The organism is Frigidibacter sp. ROC022 (genome assembly GCF_024723735.1).
Classification (GTDB): Bacteria; Pseudomonadota; Alphaproteobacteria; order Rhodobacterales; family Rhodobacteraceae; genus SLM-1.
Window position 1 is genome coordinate 220074 of record NZ_JANQDU010000003.1, and the last position, 14497, is coordinate 234570.

The 14497-nt window shown below is 68.9% G+C and carries 14 protein-coding genes; 11 read left to right on the forward strand and 3 right to left on the reverse strand.

Annotated features, from left to right (window positions below):
- The first annotated feature begins 2 nt into the window (after positions 1 to 2).
- The 3 genes from NUW50_RS12825 (at position 3) to NUW50_RS12835 (ending at position 3929) form a co-directional block, all read left to right on the forward strand.
- A complete protein-coding gene (locus NUW50_RS12825) occupies positions 3 to 680 on the forward strand; it encodes a ferric reductase-like transmembrane domain-containing protein (RefSeq protein WP_258289532.1) in 678 nt (225 codons plus the stop codon).
- On the forward strand, positions 677 to 2428 hold the full coding sequence (locus NUW50_RS12830; protein ID WP_258289533.1) for an FAD-dependent oxidoreductase: 1752 nt from the start codon (positions 677 to 679) through the stop codon (positions 2426 to 2428). Before NUW50_RS12825 ends, NUW50_RS12830 begins: the two co-directional genes overlap by 4 nt.
- A gap of 271 nt (positions 2429 to 2699) precedes the next feature.
- Entirely contained in the window at positions 2700 to 3929 is a 1230-nt protein-coding gene (locus tag NUW50_RS12835) for an MFS transporter (RefSeq protein WP_258289534.1), read from the forward strand.
- Positions 3930 to 3941: 12 nt separating this feature from the next.
- Here the strand turns inward: NUW50_RS12835 and NUW50_RS12840 are convergent, their stop codons facing one another.
- Entirely contained in the window at positions 3942 to 5393 is a 1452-nt protein-coding gene (locus tag NUW50_RS12840; protein WP_258290145.1) for a TrkH family potassium uptake protein, read from the reverse strand.
- 153 nt (positions 5394 to 5546) lie between these two features.
- Between NUW50_RS12840 and NUW50_RS12845 the strand changes: the two genes are divergently transcribed.
- From NUW50_RS12845 to NUW50_RS12855, 3 genes are read left to right on the forward strand one after another with little or no spacing between them, the layout of a single operon-like run.
- Complete coding sequence (locus NUW50_RS12845; protein ID WP_258289535.1) at positions 5547 to 6329, forward strand: cobalt-precorrin-6A reductase; 783 nt, start codon at positions 5547 to 5549, stop codon at positions 6327 to 6329.
- Entirely contained in the window at positions 6326 to 6970 is a 645-nt protein-coding gene (locus tag NUW50_RS12850) for a DNA-3-methyladenine glycosylase family protein (RefSeq protein WP_258289536.1), read from the forward strand. The genes NUW50_RS12845 and NUW50_RS12850 overlap by 4 nt, the downstream gene beginning before the upstream one ends.
- Complete coding sequence (locus tag NUW50_RS12855; protein ID WP_258289537.1) at positions 6967 to 7629, forward strand: alpha/beta hydrolase; 663 nt, start codon at positions 6967 to 6969, stop codon at positions 7627 to 7629. Before NUW50_RS12850 ends, NUW50_RS12855 begins: the two co-directional genes overlap by 4 nt.
- A 124-nt stretch (positions 7630 to 7753) precedes the next feature.
- Here the strand turns inward: NUW50_RS12855 and moaA are convergent, their stop codons facing one another.
- Positions 7754 to 8767, reverse strand: coding sequence for a GTP 3',8-cyclase MoaA (moaA, locus tag NUW50_RS12860; RefSeq protein ID WP_258289538.1), 1014 nt, complete (start codon positions 8765 to 8767; stop codon positions 7754 to 7756).
- Positions 8768 to 8866: 99 nt separating this feature from the next.
- Between moaA and NUW50_RS12865 the strand changes: the two genes are divergently transcribed.
- The 5 genes from NUW50_RS12865 (at position 8867) to NUW50_RS12885 (ending at position 13428) form a co-directional block, all read left to right on the forward strand.
- Positions 8867 to 9370, forward strand: a complete 504-nt coding sequence (locus NUW50_RS12865; protein ID WP_258289539.1) for a hypothetical protein — start codon at positions 8867 to 8869, stop codon at positions 9368 to 9370.
- Complete coding sequence (locus NUW50_RS12870; RefSeq protein WP_258289540.1) at positions 9360 to 10988, forward strand: AMP-binding protein; 1629 nt, start codon at positions 9360 to 9362, stop codon at positions 10986 to 10988. The genes NUW50_RS12865 and NUW50_RS12870 overlap by 11 nt, the downstream gene beginning before the upstream one ends.
- 222 nt (positions 10989 to 11210) lie before the next feature.
- Complete coding sequence (locus NUW50_RS12875; protein WP_258289541.1) at positions 11211 to 12029, forward strand: SDR family oxidoreductase; 819 nt, start codon at positions 11211 to 11213, stop codon at positions 12027 to 12029.
- Positions 12023 to 12766, forward strand: a complete 744-nt coding sequence (locus tag NUW50_RS12880; RefSeq protein ID WP_258289542.1) for a FadR/GntR family transcriptional regulator — start codon at positions 12023 to 12025, stop codon at positions 12764 to 12766. Before NUW50_RS12875 ends, NUW50_RS12880 begins: the two co-directional genes overlap by 7 nt.
- Positions 12763 to 13428 (forward strand): RraA family protein, encoded by a 666-nt coding sequence (locus NUW50_RS12885; protein WP_258289543.1) that lies wholly within the window; start codon positions 12763 to 12765, stop codon positions 13426 to 13428. The genes NUW50_RS12880 and NUW50_RS12885 overlap by 4 nt, the downstream gene beginning before the upstream one ends.
- A 90-nt stretch (positions 13429 to 13518) precedes the next feature.
- Here NUW50_RS12885 and NUW50_RS12890 read toward each other — a convergent pair whose 3' ends face one another.
- Positions 13519 to 14319 carry an IclR family transcriptional regulator gene (locus NUW50_RS12890; protein ID WP_258289544.1) on the reverse strand — a complete coding sequence of 267 codons (801 nt, stop codon included), beginning with the start codon at positions 14317 to 14319 and terminating at the stop codon, positions 13519 to 13521.
- Positions 14320 to 14497: the final 178 nt, after the last annotated feature.

Consider the following 14497-nt stretch of genomic DNA (forward strand, 5'->3'; position numbering starts at 1 on the left):
AGATGAAGCTATCCGCAAGAACCTACGCGATCGTCACCGCGCTGGCCGTCTTTGTCGGCCTGCCGCTGTTGCTCTATGGGCTGGGGGATGCCCCGCGCCGCTCGGTCCTGAAGGAGGCGCTGTCGCTGCTGACGCTGCTGGCCTTCACGATGATGCTGGGCCAGTTCTTCCTGGCGCGCAGCAATGAAACCCTGCTCGGCCTGTTCAAGCCACCGCAGATCCAGAAGGTTCACAAGGTCATTGCCTACACGGCGATCGGCGTGATCTTCCTGCACCCGGCATTCATCGTGCTGCCGCGCTATCTGGAGGGCGGGATCAGGCCCTGGGATGCGTTCTGGATCATGGTGACCGATTTCGGCAACCTGGGTATCGTGCTGGGCCTCGCGGCCTGGGTCGTGATGGTGGTGCTGGGCATCACCGTGTTCTTCCGCCGGAAACTGATCCCGCACTTCACCCTGCGCTATCGCGGCTGGCGGTATTTCCACGGCGGGCTGGCAGTCTCGTTCACCGTGCTGGCCCTGTGGCATTCGATCGCCCTGGGCCGACATACCGACATCGCGATGTCGGTCTTCTTCCTCACCCTGGCACTGCTCGGCTTCGCGATGCTGGCGCGGCTCTATCTGGGCGGGCAGCCGGGAAAACCCCGCAGCCAACCGATGTCAGAAGGAGCCCCGACATGAGCGCCGCCGATGAAACCGCCCCGACCCGCCGCGCGTTCCTGGCCCTGTCCGGTGCGACCGGCGGGCTGGCCGCGCTCGGGATGGCCGCCTGGGGGCAGAACAATGTCGAGTTCGACCCGGACGCCGTCACCAACACCGACCATGCCACCGATGTTCTGGTGATCGGCGGCGGCATGGCCGGGCTGTTCGCCGCGGTGAAGGCGCATGATGCGGGGGCCGCCACGATGATCGTCTCGAAAGGGCGGCTCGGCTCGTCGGGGCTGACGCCCTTCGGCAAGGGCTTCTTCGTCTTCGACCCCGCGACCGAGACCGGCACCATCGACGATTTCGTCGAGACCGTCTCGCGCTCGGCCCTGGGCACAAACAACCCGGTCTATACACGGCAGCTGGCCGAACACTCGCTGGACCGCGCGAAAGAGCTGCGCGACTGGGGGTTCTTCGACCAGACCCTGGCCAACCGTCCCTTCATGCGGCCGATCGAGGACCGCGGGATCCCGCTTCTGGAACGGGTGGTGGTGACCCATCTGATCAAGGAAGACGGGCGGATCGCCGGGGCTGCGGGCTTTCGCGTCGATGCCGAGGAGACCGTGACCATAAGGGCCAGGACGGTCATCCTCTGCACCGGGGCAGGGGGCTTCAAGCCCAGCGGCTTCCCGGTCTGCGACCTGACCCATGACGGCACGGTGATGGCCTATCGGATCGGCGCCAAGGTCACCGGCAAGGAATGGAACGACGGCCATACCACCCGGTCGGTCAACCCCGCCGCCTGTTTCGACGGCTGGGGCGACATGTTCGAGCGGGTGCCTTCGACCAACGGTGTCGAGGTGCATCACGATCTCGGCGTCGATCTGAACTACCGCGCCTATGTGACCGGCAATCCGGTCGCGGGCGGGCCGGGGTCGCAGGCGCCGGAGGAAGAGGTGGCGGGTGGGCCCTATGTTCCCGAGGAGTTTCAACGCAGCTTCGCGCCCCCGGATGGTGCGGCCGATGGCGCGGGCGGCGCGCCGGGAGGTCCGCCCCCGGGTGACGGCGGCGGTCCCGGCGCACCGCCGCCCGGCTTCGCCCCGAGCGCGAATGTCGGCGGCGCCTCGGCGGGAATGGCGATCCACAAGTCGGAAGGGCTGGTGCCCTTCGACGACCGCTGCGCCTCGAACATTCCCGGTCTCTATGCCGCGGGCGATGCATTGGGCAGCCATATGGCCGGCGGCATCTATACCCAGATCGGCTCGTCCCTGGCCGGGTCGGCGGTGCAGGGCGCCATCGCGGGCGAGGCCGCCGCTGCCTATGCCGCCTCGGTCGCGGCCCCGGTCATCTCCGATGCGCGGCTGGTCGAGATCACCGGCGAAATCCTGGCTCCGCTGCGGCGCGAGACGGGCTACGGCCCGGCCTGGGTCACCCAGACACTGCAAGGCGTGATGATCCCGAACTTCGTGCTCTACATCAAGAAGGGCACGATGATGCAGGCGGCGCTGGCCTATGTCGAGGAGTTGCGCGACCACCACGCGCCGATGCTGCGGGCGGCCAACATGCACGAGTTGCGGCTGGCCTGGGAGACGCGCAACATGATCCTGAGCGCCGAGATGAAACTGCGCGCCTCACTGTTCCGCACCGAAAGCCGGTGCAGCCATTTCAGGCTGGATTACCCGGAGGTCGATGATGAGAACTGGCGCGCCTGGATCAACATTTCTCGCGGCGCCGATGGCAGCATGCAGCTTGAAAAGCAGCCCTTCGGCAGCTGGCCGGTGTGATGGGGCCGGGGGCTTCGGTGGGCGAGGCGTCGGGGTGGCGAAGCGCCGCACCCGCCGCCTGCACCCGATCCGGGCCCACTGGCGAGAAGGCCCGGGCCAGGGCGGTTCGAAGACCCGCGCGGCCGTGCCGGCAAGGGGATATCCGCCTGCACCGGCGCCCGATGACGCGAGAGTTCGGCGGCCGGACCCCCAGAACGCCCCCGCGACACGGGTGCAGGCCGGCGCCGCGGCAGGGCTTTTCTTCCCCCGAAACCGGCGCTAGGGCTGCCGCATGACCGCCGAGACCCTCCAGACCGCCCCCGCCCCCGATGATCGTCGTGCCCGCCACAACGTGGCCGTGCTGGTGGCCGCGCAGGCGATGCTGGGCGCCCAGATGCCGATGATCTTCATCATCGGAGGCCTGGCCGGGCAGACCCTGTCGCCCAACCCCTGCTTTGCCACCCTGCCGATCTCGATGATCGTCCTGGGCTCGATGCTGACGGCCAACCCGATGTCCTGGGTGATGCAGCGCTTCGGCCGCAGGGCCGGGTTCTGGCTCGGCTCGCTGGGCGGAATGCTGGGCGCGCTGATCGGCGCCACGGCGCTCTATGGCGACAGCTTCGGGCTTTATCTCGTGGGCTCGCTGCTGACCGGCATCTACATGTCCGCGCAGGGCTTCTATCGCTTCGCCGCCGCCGATACCGCCTCGGACGCCTTCCGGCCCAAGGCGATTTCCTATGTCATGGCGGGCGGGCTGATTTCGGCGTTGATCGGGCCGCAACTGGCGAAGTTGACCACCGATATCCTGCCGGTGCCTTTTCTGGGCACCTATCTGACCATCGGGGCGCTGAACCTGATCGGGGTGGCGCTGTTCTTCTTCATCGACATTCCGACCCCGCCGGTCCCCGAGCATGACGCGCCGCGCGGGCGCAGCCGCTGGGAACTGATCCGCACCCCGCGCATCGCGGTGGCGGTAATCGTGGGCATGGTCAGCTATGCGCTGATGAACCTGGTGATGACCTCGACGCCACTGGCGGTGGTCGGCTGTGGCTTTGGCCAGGCGCGGGCGGCGGATGTCGTCTCGGCGCATGTGCTGGCGATGTTCGTGCCCTCCTTCTTCACCGGCCATGTGATCGCCCGGATCGGGGTCGAACGGGTGATGGCCCTGGGCCTGCTGATCCTGCTCGGCGCCGGCTTCATCGGCCTGGCGGGTGTCGGGCTGACCAATTTCTTCGGCGCCCTGGTGCTGCTGGGCATCGGCTGGAACTTCGGCTTCATCGGTGCGACCACCATGCTGGCCGGGGCGCATCGGCCAGAGGAACGCGGCCGGATTCAGGGCATGAACGACATGATCGTCTTCGGCTGCGTGACACTGGCCTCGCTGGCTTCGGGCGGGCTGATGAACTGCTCCGGCGGATCGCCGCAGCAGGGCTGGGTCGCGGTCAATCTGGCGATGATCCCGTTGCTGGCACTGGCCGGCGGCTCGCTGGTCTGGCTGGCGCTGCGGCCGAAGGACGACTAGGGCCGGTCCGGGTCAGGCGCTGCGCCAGAAGCGCGGGGTCAGGATCACGAAGACCACCATCAGTTCCAGTCGCCCGACGAACATCGCCGCGGTCAGGATCCATTTCGCCGGGTCGTTCAGGCTCTGGAAATTGCCCGCGGGGCCGATGATGTCGCCCAGGCCAGGGCCGATATTGGCAATCGCCGTCGCCGCGCCGGAAATCGCCGTCACGCTGTCCAGCCCGGTGGTTCCCAGAAGCACCGCCACCACGCCCAGGCTGACCACGAAGGCGGTGAAGAACGCCATCACGGAAAGCAGCGTCTCGGTGGCGATCGGCGCTCCGGCATAGCGCGGGGTGAATATCCCGTGCGGCGAGTGGATGCGGCGGATCTGCGATCCGATCGAGGCGAAGAGGATCTGGTAGCGGAAGATCTTGACCGAGCAGCAGGTCGATCCGGCGCAGCCTCCGATCAGTCCGACGAAGAAGAACAGCACCACCGGCAGCGAGCCCCAGAGCTGGTAATCGACCGAGGCATAGCCGGTGCCGGTGATGATCGAGGTGACGTTGAACAGCGCCTCGCGGAAGGAATGTTCCATATGGTCGCCGTTGACCGTGACCCGGTAGAGCGCGATCGTCACCACCAGCGTCGCCACGACCATCAGGAAGCTGCGAACCTGCGGGTCGCGCAGCAGCGGCCGTGCGGTGCCGGCGATGATCTGGACGTAGCGGACGAAGGGCAGGCTGGCCAGGACCATGAAGACCGAGGCGACATATTCCGCCGCGCCCTGATAGGTGCCGAACGAGGCATCCCAGGTCGAGAAGCCGCCCGTCGACATGGTGGTCAGCGCATGGTTCAGCGCGTCGAAAGGCGGCATGCCGACGAAGACGTAGCAGGCATAGCAGGCCGCGGTCAGCGCCAGATAGGCGGCCGAGATCCGCGCCGCGATCTGCGCCGCCCGGGGCAGCACCTTGCCGTCGGTATCGAAGGCCTCGGAGCGGAACATCTGCATCCCGCCGATCCGCAGCTCGGGCAGGAAGGTCATCGCCACCACGATGATCCCGATGCCGCCGAACCATTGCAGCATCGAGCGCCAGAGCAGCAGCCCGCGCGGCAGGAACTCCAGCCCGGTAAAGACGGTCGAGCCGGTGGTGGTCAGCCCCGACATCGATTCGAAGACCGCATCGACGGCCCGGGCCTGGGTGGCGCCCAGAGCAAAGGGCAGGGCGCCGAACAGCGGCAGCACCAGCCAGATGCCCGAGGCCAGAAGGAAGGTCTGCCGGATCGTCACCTTGGCGGTGACGCCGTTGGCGCAGGCCAGGGCGACGAAACCGCCGGTGATGGTGGTGATCAGGGCGCTTTCCAGGAACACCGGCCAGTGGCCGTTGCCTTCGATCAGATCGGTCAGCATCGGGATCAGCATCGTGATCCCGAGAAACCCGAGGATCAGGCCGATGACATATCCGACTGGGCGCAGATCGAGCATCGGTTCGGCATGGCCGGAGGGGCTGCGCCTGTCAAGCAGGTCCGGCGCGCAGGCAGGCGTTTCGCAGGCCGGCGACGTGGCCAGAGCAACATCGGGGGCCCGCATGGCCCGGCTCTGGGAATCGCCCGATGTCGCGCCTAGTCTTGCCGGATCATGCCCCAGAGCCGCCCTTCGCCCCTTGCCGCCGCGCCGCTCCGCCTGCTTCTGCTGGGCGGCTCGGCCGAGGCGGCGGTGCTGGCGAAACGGCTGGCCGGGCAGCCCGGGCTCGCCTCGATCCTGTCCCTGGCCGGCGCCACCCGCGATCCGGCGCCGCAGCCGCTGCTGTTGCGGGTCGGAGGCTGGGGCAGCGCCGCGGCGCAGGCCGACTGGATGCGGCGCGAGGCCATCGGCGCGGTGATCGACGCGACGCATCCCTTCGCCGCCCGGATCGGCCCCCGGACCGCGGCGATCTGCGCCGCTGCCGGTCTGCCCTATCTGCGGCTGCTGCGGCCCGGCTGGGTGGCGGGGCCGGGCGACCGGTGGACCCGGATTCCCGGCCCCGAGGCTGCCGCAGAGGTGATCCCCGAGACCGCGACGGTCCTGCTGGCCACGGGCCGGCTCTCGCTGCCCGGCCTGTCCGGTCTGGCCGGGCGGCGGCTCTATTGCCGCATCGTCGATCCGCCGACCGCCGCCTTTCCCTATCCGCCCGGCGCCTGGCTGCAGGGCCGCCCGCCCTTCACCGAGGCCGGCGAGAGGCGGCTGCTGCGCGATCTGGGCATCGACTGGATCGTCGCCAAGGACTCCGGCGGGGCCGGGGGCTGGCCGAAACTGGCGGCGGCGCGGGCCCTCGACCTGCCGGTGGCGCTGATCGACCGGCCTCCCCCCCCGGGTGCCAGTGTCTCCACCGTCACCGAGGCGCTCGACTGGCTGGCGCGGCTGCGGGGCGGCGCGCCATGAGCCCGGCGGCGCCGGTCGGGCGGATCATCGAGACCGAGGCCTGCGTCGCCGAAGGTGCGGCCTGGCTGGCGGCCCGCGACCCGGTGCTGGCCCGGGCGCTGGAGATCTGCGGCCCGCTGCCGCTGCGCCGCCATGCCGACGGCTTCGGGGCGCTGATGCAGGCGATCATCGGGCAGCAGGTCTCGACCGCCTCGGCAAAGGCGCTTTCGGCAAGGATGCAGGCCGCCGGGCTGACCGGCCCCGAGGCGATCGCCGCGGCCCCGGACGAGGCGCTGCGGGCAGCCGGCATGTCGCGGCAGAAGACCCGCTATCTGCGGGCGCTGGCCGAGGCGCGGCTCGACTATGCGGCGCTGCGCCGGGCCCCGGATGCCGAGGTCGTCGCGGTGCTGACCGCGCTGCCCGGGATCGGCAACTGGACCGCGGAAATCTACGCGATGTTCGCCCTGGGCCGGGCCGATGTCTTTGCCCCCGGCGATCTCGCCCTGCAGGAAGCGGCACGGATTCTCTATCGGCTGGACGGCCGCCCGACGCCGCGCGCCCTGGCCGGGATGGCCCGGGCCTGGTCGCCCTGGCGAGGGGTGGCGGCGCGGCTGCTCTGGGCCTATTACCGGGAAATCAAGGGACGCGAGGGGGTGGCATGAGCCGCAGATTGAAGGATGGCCGCCAGGCGGCGAAATCGGGGACGGCCGGTTCGGTCGTGGTCTTCCTGCACGGCTATGGTGCCGATGGTGCCGATCTTCTGGGCCTGGCCGAGCCGCTCGCCCCGCATCTGCCCGACACGGTGTTCCGGGCCCCCGATGCGCCTGACCGTTGCCAGGGTAATCCCTACGGGTTCCAGTGGTTTCCGATCCCCGGCATGGATGGTTCGACGGTCGAGGAGAGCCTCGCCGCCTTTGCCCGCGCGCGGGCCGATCTGCATGCCTATCTCGACAGGGTGCTGGCCGAAGAGAAGCTGCCGCCCGAACGGCTGGCTCTGGTCGGGTTCTCGCAGGGCACGATGATGGCGCTGCAGACCGCGCCGGAACGCGCGTCGCCGCTGGCCTGCGTGGTGGGGTTCTCGGGCCGGATCGTGGAGCCGGCGGCGCTGGCGACGGCACGGAGCCGCCCCCCGGTGCTGCTGATCCACGGCGACCAGGACCCGGTCGTGCCCTTCGACAACCTGGCCCATGCCGGCGCGCTGCTGGCCGACGCCGGGTTCGAGACCTACAGCCATGTCATGAAGGGCACCGCGCATGGCATCGCGCCGGACGGTCTGTCGGTGGCCCTGGGCTTTCTGAAGAAACATCTGCCGCCGCTCTGAGCCTCCGGCGGGAGGGTGCGCGGCCCCGAAGATACCGGCCTTGCCCATCTTCGGGACGAAAATACTCTCGGGGGGTGAGGCGCAGGGCGCCGAGGGGGGCGGACAGCCCCCCTTGCCCGGACCGTCAGCCGCCGGTGTGGCTCATGTGGCGGGACATCTGGCCGAGGCTCCGGCCCGCGGCGTCGGTCCGCGAATAGTCGAAGTCATGACCCTTGGGCTTGTGGGCGATGGCCTCGCGGATCGCGGCGATCAGCGCCGTGTCGTCGGACGAAGCGCGCAGCGGCGCCCGCAGATCTGCGCGGTCCTCCTGGCCCAGGCACATGAACAGTTCGCCGGTGCAGGTCAGCCGCACCCGGTTGCAGCTTTCGCAGAAATTATGGGTCAGCGGGGTGATGAAGCCGATCTTCTGCCCGGTCTCTTCCAGCCGCACATAGCGCGCCGGCCCGCCGCTCGATTCGGCCAGGTCGGTCAGCCGGTATTGCTCGGACAGCCGGGCCCGCAGATCCTTCATCGACCAGTACTGGTCGAGCCGGTCCTCGTTGCCCAGATCGCCCATCGGCATGACCTCGATGAAGGTCAGGTCCATCCCGCGCGCGGCGCACCATTCGGCAAGCTTGAACAGCTCGTCCTCGTTGAAACCCTTCAGCGCCACCGTGTTGATCTTGACCCGCAGCCCCGCCGCCTGCGCCGCGTCGATCCCGTCGAGCACCTGCGCCAGCCGGCCCCATCGGGTGATCTCGGCGAATTTCCTTTCGTCCAGCGTGTCGAGCGAGACATTGACCCGCCGCACCCCCGCCGCCGCCAGGTCCTTGGCAAAGCGCGACAGCTGCGAGCCGTTGGTGGTCAGCGTCAGCTCTTTCAGCGCGCCGCTCTCCAGATGCCGGGTCATGGCGCGGAAGAAGGTCATGATGCCCTTCCTCACCAGCGGTTCGCCGCCGGTGATCCGCAGCTTCGACACGCCCAGCCCGACGAAGGCGGTGCAGAGCCGGTCCAGCTCTTCCAGCGTCAGAAGCTCCTTCTTCGGCAGGAAGGTCATGGTTTCCGACATGCAGTAGAGACAGCGGAAATCGCAGCGGTCGGTGACCGAGACGCGCAGATAGCTGATCGCGCGGGCGAAGGGGTCGATGAGCGGTTCCATGCCATCGACCCTATGCCTGCACCGGCACCGCGGCAAGCCGTCGCGAGAGACTGATCGCGGGTGATTGATCGCGGTGCGGTTGCGGCCTAGGCTCGCGCCATGAGCACGCTTGCCCGATCCCGCCTGTCCCCGCCCCGCCTTGCGGTGCCGTTTCTGCTTCTGCTGCTGCCTGCCTGTGCGATCCTGAAGCCGCAGGCGCCCGCCGCGCCGGGTCCCGAAGAGACGCCGGCCGAGGCCGGGCTGCTGGTCTCGGCCCCGCCCCCGCCGCCGACGGCGCGAACCGTTGAAGAGTTCGACACCACCACCGCCGCCGAACGGGCCGCCGCCGCGAAGGCCCCGGCCCCCTCGGGAGAGCGCAGTCTGGGGCGGACGGTGGCCTCGCTGGGCGATCCTGCCGCGCCCGGGTTCTGGCTCGAGACGCCGCTGGTCAAGTCGGTGACGCAGGGCCGGGTGGTGCTGCCGGCCTCCGGTGCCGTGGTCCAGGTCGAGCTGCGCCCGATCGACGGGCCGGCCTCGGCCGGAAGCCGCCTGTCGCTGGCCGCGATGCGGCTGCTGGGCGTGGCGCTGACCGACCTGCCGGAGATCGAGGTCTATGCTGGCTGACGAGCGCAGGCTGGTGCGGCAGGAGGGCGACTGGGCCGCTCGCCGCGCCGCCTTCCGCTGGCCGCGCCCGCACCGGTTCAACATCGCCGAAGCCTGTTGCGACAGCTGGGCGTGGGCCGCGCCCGAACGCGAGGCGATCCTGCATCTCGATGCCGATGGCAACCGCGAGAGCTGGAGCTATGCCAAGCTGAAACATGCCTCCGACCGGCTGGCCAATGCGTTTCGGGCCCGGGGGCTGCGGCAGGGCGACCGGGTGGCGGTGCTGCTGGCGCAGGCGCCCGAGGTCATGCTGACCCATTTCGCGGCCCTGAAGCTGGGGGCCGTGGTGCTGCCGCTCTTCACCCTGTTCGGGAGCGAGGCACTGGCCTATCGGCTGGCCGATTCCGGGGCCCGGATCGTCGTCACCGATCCCGAGAACCTCGACAAGGTCGAGGCCCTGCGCGCCGATCTGCCCGACCTTCGGGAAATCTATGTCACCGGCCCGGTCGCCGCGCCGCTGCGCGCCTTCTGGGAAGAGATCGCAGCTGCCGCGCCGCAGCTGGCGCCGGTCGATACCCTGGCCGAGGACCCGGCGGTGATGATCTATACTTCGGGCACCACCGGCCCGCCCAAGGGGGTGCTGCACGCGCATCGCTTCCTGCTGGGGCATCTGCCCTCGATGGAATGTGCGCACGAGGGCTTCCCGCAGCCGGGCGATCGCGGCTGGACCCCGGCCGACTGGGCCTGGATCGGCGGGCTGATGGATATGGCGATGCCCTGCCTCTACTACGGCATCCCGCAGGTCTCGCACCGGATGCGGCGCTTCGACCCCGAGGCAGCCTATGCGCTGATCCGCGAAGAGGGGGTGCGCAATGTCTTTCTGCCGCCAACGGCGCTGAAGCTGATGCGGCAGGCGCCGGCGCCGCAGGGGGCGATGCTGCGCTCGATCTCCTCGGGGGGCGAAAGTCTGGGCGCGGATATGCTGGACTGGGCGCGGGGCGCTCTGGGTGTGGTGCCGAACGAGATCTACGGCCAGACCGAATGCAACCTGTCGCTGGTCAGCCAGGCCGGGGCGATGGAGCTGCGCCCCGGCACGACGGGCCGGGCGGTGCCGGGATTCGATGTGGCGGTGCTGGGGCCGGGCGGCGCCGAGGTGGCCGAGGGCGAACTGGGCGAGATCGCGGTGCGGCGCGGCACCCCGGTGATGTTCCTGCGCTACTGGAACAAGCCCGAGCAGACGGCGGCGAAATTCCAGGGCGACTGGATGCGCAGCGGCGATCTGGGGCGCTGCGAAGACGGCTATTTCACCTTCGTTGCCCGCGACGACGACGTGATCACCTCTTCGGGCTACCGGATCGGACCGTCGGAGATCGAGAACTGCCTGACCGGGCATCCGGATGTGGTGATGGCGGCGGCGGTGGGCCGGCCCGACCCGGTGCGGACCGAGATCGTGGTGGCCCATGTGGTGCTGCGCGACGGGGTGTCGCTGACCCCCGAGCTGGAAGCGGAACTGACCATGCGGGTGCGCGAAAAGGTCAGCCCGCATGTGGCCCCTCGGGCGATGGTCCAGGCCGAGAGCCTGCCGATGACCACCACCGGAAAGATCATGCGGCGGGAACTGCGCCAGCAGGGCGGCTGAGCGCCCGACCTCGGCCGTCAACTCTCCGAATCCGCCGGGACCGGGCCGCAATTCGGCGCCATCTGGTATTGCGCGGTCCGGCACCCGTTCCGAACGCCTGACCAATCCCCGCGCCCGATACCCCGCCCCAATGGCGTCCCGCGGCTGCGCAGCGGGAGTTGGGCCTTTTCTCCCGCCGTAACTTATGACATATGTCATATGACACAACTGACGGAGACAGGAATGAGTGATCTATTCAGCGTCGAGGGCCGGGTCGCGATCGTGACCGGCGGGCTTGGCCAGCTGGGTCAGGAATTCGTGAAGAGCCTGGCCGACGCCGGCGCCCGGGTCGCGGTCTATTCGCGGCGTGCGGTGAGCGACGCGGATATTTCCCGGCTGTTCCCGGGGCGCGAGGACAAGGTGCGGGTCTTCGTGGCCAGCGTCACCGACAAGGCGGCGCTGAAGGCTGCCACCGACGAGCTCTGCGCCAGCTGGGGCGTGCCGCATATCCTGGTGAACAATGCCGGCATCGATTCCAAGCCGGACGGTTCGGCCGAACAGAACGGCCCGTTCGAGGACTACCCGCAGAAATACTGGGACGAGATCATCGACGTGAACCTGACCGGCGTCATGCTGTGCTGCCAGGTCGTCGGGGCACGAATGGCAGCCGAGGGCCGCGGCTCGATCATCAATGTCGGCTCGATGTACGGCATGGTCTCGCCGAACCAGGCGCTCTACGCCTATCGCGAGGAACGCGACGGGGTGCCGTTCTACAAGGCAGTCTCCTATGCCGCGTCGAAATCCGGCCTGGTCAACCTGACCCGCTATGTCGCGACCTATTGGGCCAAGAAGAACGTGCGCTGCAATCTGGTGTCCTTCGGCGGCGTCAAGACCGGCTCGTTCGACAAGGAGTTCATCGACAACTTCCTGGAACGGGTGCCGATGGGCCGTCAGGCCGAGAAGGGCGAATACAACGGCGTGATCCGTTTCCTCGCCTCGGATGCCTCGTCCTACATGACCGGCTCGAACGTGGTGGTGGACGGGGGCTTCACCGCATGGTGAAACCCGGCGGCAACACCAGCGACCGGCTGCATATCGGCGTGGCCGCGGCCGTCGAGGAGCGGATCCTGTCGGGCGCGCTGGCGGTCGGGTCGAGGTTGCCGTCGGAATCCGAGATTGCGCGCGAATTCGGGATCAGCACCCGGTCCGCGCGCGAGGCGATGCAGGTGCTCGAGACCAAGGGGCTGGTGCGCCGCAGACACGGCGAGCGGGCCGAGGTCGTGCGCGACGACTTCGGCGCCTTCGTGGATTCGCTGGCGCGGACCGTGCGGTCTCGCTTCGCCGCCGAGCCGAGCTATCTCGTGCAGCTGATGGACGTGCGCCGCATGTTCGAGGTCGAGGCCGCCGGAAATCTCGCCGGCAGCGATGCCGAAACGCTTGCCGGTCTGGATCAGGCGGTCGGCCAGATGGCCGAGGCGGTGACGGCCAAGAGCTTCCCCGATTATGCCGAGGCCGATGCCGCCTTTCACCTGGCGCTGGTCCGGGCGGTCGGCAACGAAATCCTGACCACCTTCTACGAGAACCTCTACGGGCTGATTACCGAGATCATCCGGCTGACCGTCCGGGTGCCGTCCAAGCCGATGCTCGACGGGCTGGCCGAACACCGGCAGATGCTGGCCTGCCTGCGCCAGGGCGGTGCGGCGGCGGCGCGGAAGATCGTCGCCGAACATGTCGATCAGTCCAAGTCCTACCTTCAACTCGCCCTCGGCGACCTTGCCCGCAGAAAGACCGAAGCATGACCACCGCGACCTTTGATTATTCCGGCGTCGATTGGGATGCCGTCCGGCGCCTGAGCCGCTGGTACACCGGCGACATTCACGACGTCATGTCGGACCTCGGCCTCTATGGTCATCTGAAGGGCATCTCGCTGTATGGCCGTCTGGCGCCGGGCCGCACCGTCTGTGGTCCGGCGGCGACGGTCCGCTACCAGCCTTCCAGCCGCAAGGGGCAGCCGCAGGATGTCTATCACGGGGTGATCGACAACCTGGTCAAGGGCAGTGTCATCATGGTGGATTCCTCCTGCGCCGAGGGGTCGGGCACCGGGGAACTGATGTCGACCGGCGCCAAGACGGCCGGGGCCGTCGCGACGGTCGTGCATGGGACGGTGCGTGACCTGGCCGAGGTGCAGAAGCTCGACTATCCGCTGTTCGGCGCCGGCGTCAGCCCGGTCGGGGTCTCGGGCAACATGGAGCCGCGCGAGGCCCAGGTGACGCTGGACATCGGCGGGGTCAAGGTGTCGCCGGGCGATATCATCATTGCCGATGTCAACGGCGTCGTGGTGGTGCCGGCGGCCTCGGCCAGGGCGGTGGCGGATGCCGCCGACGCCCATGGTGCGGCCGAGCAGCAGGCCCGCGACCGGATTCTGAAAGGCGAGAAGCTCAGGGACATCTGGCCGGTCTGACCGGCCGCGCAAGGGGGGAGAAAACAGCAAGTGGCCGGACCGCGACATCTCGCAGCCAGGGGGCAGGGGGCAGGCCGCGCCGCCGCGCACCTATCGCGCGTGGCCCAGCCGCTGCGAGATCAGGTTGGCGTGATAGGTGACGACCTTGCTCAGTTCCTCGATGTCGGTGGCGGCCATTTCCCAGGCCGGGGCGCTGACGCTGATCGCCGCGAAGACCCGGCCATTGGCGGCGCGGATCGGGGCGCCGACGCAGCGCAGCGCCGGTTGGTGTTCCTCGTTGTCGATCGCATAGCCGCGGGCGCGTGTTGCGGCGAGGTCGTCGCGCAACGCCTGCGGGTCTGTCAGGGTCGTGTCGGTATGGCGTTCCAGTCCGAGCGCGATGACCCGCTCGACCACCTCGTCGTCCTGATAGGCCAGGATCGCCTTGCCGACGCTGGTGCAATAGGCCGGCGAATTCTCGACGAAGGAACTGGGCAGGATCCGTTCGGTCCCGGCATCGGTGCGCTGGATGATCAGGGCGCGCTGGCCGTCGAACACGGCCAGATGCACGGCGCGGTTGGTCAGCCGGTGCAGCGATTCGACCAGGCCGCTGCCTTCGCGATGCAGTTCCAGATTGGCCAGCACGGTCGAGCCGAACTCGAACAGGCGCAGCCCCAGCCGATAGGCGTCGCGCTCGTGCTCTTGCTCCAGCAGTCCGACCTCGCGCATCGAGGCGGCCAGCCGATGGGTGGTCGAGCGCGGGAAACCGGTCAGTTCGCAGATTTCGGACAGCGACAGGCTGCGCCGGTTCAGGGTGAAGCAGTCGAGGATCGCCATCACCTTCTTCAGCGACTTGAGGCTGCCCTCGACAGCCCTGCGGGCCGGTCGGTCGGCTGGGTCGGTCTGGTCCATCCGGTCAATCCTGACGATCAGTTGCGCACCCGCGACATATATCCGGACCCGAGGCCGCGGCGCCATAGGGCAGCCGGACAATCGGGGCGGGCCGCCCGGCCCCCGCGGCGGCGCATTGCCGCCCTCGTGCCGGTTCGCCGCGATGAAACCGGCGGGCAGCGCAACTGCCCGCCGACAG